This is a genomic window from uncultured Novosphingobium sp., from assembly GCF_964277725.1.
GTDB classification, from domain to species: domain Bacteria; phylum Pseudomonadota; class Alphaproteobacteria; order Sphingomonadales; family Sphingomonadaceae; genus Novosphingobium; species Novosphingobium fluoreni.
The window spans coordinates 1-2,537 of record NZ_CAXYKL010000301.1 but is presented as its reverse complement, the minus strand read 5'-3'; the positions used below and the strand labels follow the sequence as shown (position 1 = coordinate 2,537).

Annotated in this window: 3 protein-coding genes and 1 pseudogene; 1 reads left to right on the top strand and 3 read right to left on the bottom strand. The window is 66.4% G+C overall.

What is annotated here, in order from left to right:
- The 3 genes and pseudogenes from ACHWRX_RS16610 to ACHWRX_RS16600 all read right to left on the bottom strand — a co-directional run.
- Positions 1–218: pseudogene (locus tag ACHWRX_RS16610) on the bottom strand (EAL domain-containing protein); the annotation flags it as partial.
- A gap of 129 nt (positions 219–347) precedes the next feature.
- On the bottom strand, positions 348–491 hold the full coding sequence (locus ACHWRX_RS16605; protein ID WP_394660038.1) for a general stress protein: 144 nt from the start codon (positions 489–491) through the stop codon (positions 348–350).
- 201 nt (positions 492–692) lie between these two features.
- A complete protein-coding gene (locus ACHWRX_RS16600; protein WP_394660037.1) occupies positions 693–1,508 on the bottom strand; it encodes an LD-carboxypeptidase in 816 nt (271 codons plus the stop codon).
- A 74-nt stretch (positions 1,509–1,582) separates the two neighbouring features.
- Between ACHWRX_RS16600 and ACHWRX_RS16595 the strand changes: the two genes are divergently transcribed.
- Positions 1,583–2,537 (top strand): Mur ligase family protein (locus ACHWRX_RS16595; RefSeq protein WP_394660036.1); only part of this gene is annotated, 955 nt, incomplete at its 3' end.

The following is a 2,537-nucleotide window of genomic DNA, read 5'->3' as shown; positions in this document are numbered from 1 at the left end:
TCGATCGCCTTCACCCGGCACGCCTGGTCGAAGGAATAGCGGTTGGCCTCGTTCACCTGCGACAACACGCTATATGCGCCCTCGCCCCCGAGGCCCCGGATCAGCGCCTCATAGGCAAAGGGGCGGCCGGTCATGGTGTCGACGATCGGCTGGAACGCCATCGTGAACGGGATCTCGAAATCGACACCGTCGCGGCATCCGCTGCAGATTTTGCGCATTTCCATGCCCCCCGGCTAGTCGGAATTGGTTAACGCATTGCCTTACCGAATTTTTTAAAGGTGCCACGCGATAAAAAAGAGCGGCGGTGGTCCGTATCCACCGCCGCCGCACGGTTCAGGACCCGGGCGTCAATCTTGCTGGCCGCCCTTTGACCCGGCCTCGGCCGCGCGTTCGGGATCGTTTTTGAGATTGCCGCCGCTTTCCTGACCACCTTTGCGCCCGGCTTCGGACACCTTTTCGCGGTCGTTGGCGAAGTTGCCCGGATTGCCGATATCGTACGGCCTGGCCGCTCCCTATTGATCGATTGGGTAGGCCGCCGTCATCGTTACCTTGCCGTCGATGGGCGCAGGCGACAGGTCGATACGACCCGGCGGTGCCGGTGGCGAAGACCGGAATTCACGAGGGCAAGTTTGTCTGCGCCATAGCGGTCCGTGCGATGCATGGGCCAAGCGCCATGCCTTCATCGCCTTCCCTCACGCGATCCCGAACGGCACGAGGTGATTGTCCTGCGTATGACCGATCCGCGCCCGCCCCAGATAGGGCACACCCATTTCGGTGCACCAGCGCTGGATCATGAATTCCAGCGTCTCGCCCCATTCGGGCTCGTTCGCTTGCACATTGCTGACCGCGCCCAGGCGGATGCCCGCCACGCCCTTCAGCTGGGTGGCGTTGGCCATGGTGAACAGCATCCGGTCGACGGCATAGAGATGCTCGGACACCTCCTCTACGATCAGGACATGGTCGGTCAGGTCGGGGAGCCAGGGCGTGCCGATCAGCGCGGACAGGATCGACAGGTTGAACGCCGCCGCCGGACGCCCGTCGAGCCCGGGCTCCAGCCCCTGCCGGTCGCCGCTGACCAGCCAGCCGAGCGAGCGCGCCACCGTCACGTCGCCCTGCTGGCGGCGGATATCGCTCGCCATCGGTCCATGCACCGGCCGCCCGATCCGCCGGGCATAGAGCGCCGCCAGCACGAAGCCGAGATCGGAATAGCCGATATAGGTCTTGTGCCCCGCCGCCGCGTTCAGATTCGGCATGACCCGCGACAATATGCGATTCGATCCGTATCCGCCGCGCAGGAACCAGATCGCGTCGATGCCGGGATCGTTGGCGAACTCCAGAAAGGCCGAGGCGCGGCGTTCGTCGGACCCGGCGAAATGCCCGTCCTGCTCATAGCATTGCGGGTGGAAGATCAGGTCGACACCCGGATAGGCGATGGCGGCAAAGGCGCCGACCGGCGCTTCGGCGGCGGGATTGCCGATGCTGGCGGGGGCGAGGATTCCGATCTTCATTTCAGCGCGTCCCCTTGGAGCCCTATCCGGCCGGGCATTGCCCTGTGCCGCCAACTCGCCGATAGCGTGGGCCCATGACCAACGGCAAATCCTGTTTTCTGGTGGGTATCGGCGGATCGGGGATGATGCCGCTGGCGATGATCCTGCGCGCGCGTGGGCAGACCGTAGCCGGTTCTGACCGAGGGCTCGACCAGGGGCGCGTCGCGGCCAAGTTCGATGCGTTGCGCGCCGCCGGGATCGCGCTCTATCCGCAGGACGGGTCGGGCGTAGTGTCTCCCGACCAGCTCGTCATCGCCTCCGCCGCCGTCGAGGAGACGGTGCCCGACATCATCGCCGCCAACCGGCTGGGCTGCACCCGTGCCACTCGGGCGCAGATGCTCGCCAGCCTGTTCAACGAGAGCCGCCTGCCGATCGGCGTGGCGGGGACCAGCGGCAAGTCGACCGTCACCGGCATGATCGCCTTCATCCTGCACGAAACGGGGCGCGATCCGACCGCGATGAACGGCGCGGTGATGAAGGATTTCGTCTCGCCCGGCAGCCCCTTCGCCAGTGCGCTGGTTGGCGGCGGCGAGGCGTTCGTCAGCGAGGTGGACGAAAGCGACGGCTCGATCGCGCTCTACAATCCGGCCATCGCCGTGCTGAACAATGTCAGCCTGGATCACAAGTCGCTGGAGGAATTGCGCGACCTGTTCGGCGGGTTCGCCGCCCGGGCGCGGCACGTCGTGGCGAATGCAGGCGATGCCGAGACGGCGGCCTTACTGGCCGACATCCCCAACCTCACCACCTTCGCGGTCGAGGGCGCGGGCGATCTGGTCGCCGAGGCGCTGAAGCCCGAGCCGTTCGCGATTTCGTTCGACCTGATCACCGGCGGCGCGGGTTATCACGTCCGGCTGTCGGTGCCGGGCCGCCACAATGTCTCCAACGCGCTGGCCGCGATCGGCGCGAGCGTGGCGGCGGGCGTGCCCCTGATCGACGCGATCCGCGCGGTCGAGCGGTTCACCGGCCTGAAGCGCCGGTTCGAGAAGGTCG

What these genes read in the sequence shown, in the direction of transcription:
- ACHWRX_RS16600 (WP_394660037.1), bottom strand. Translation starts at nt 1,508, where the DNA reads ATGAAGATCGGAATCCTCGCCCCCGCCAGCATCGGCAATCCCGCCGCC.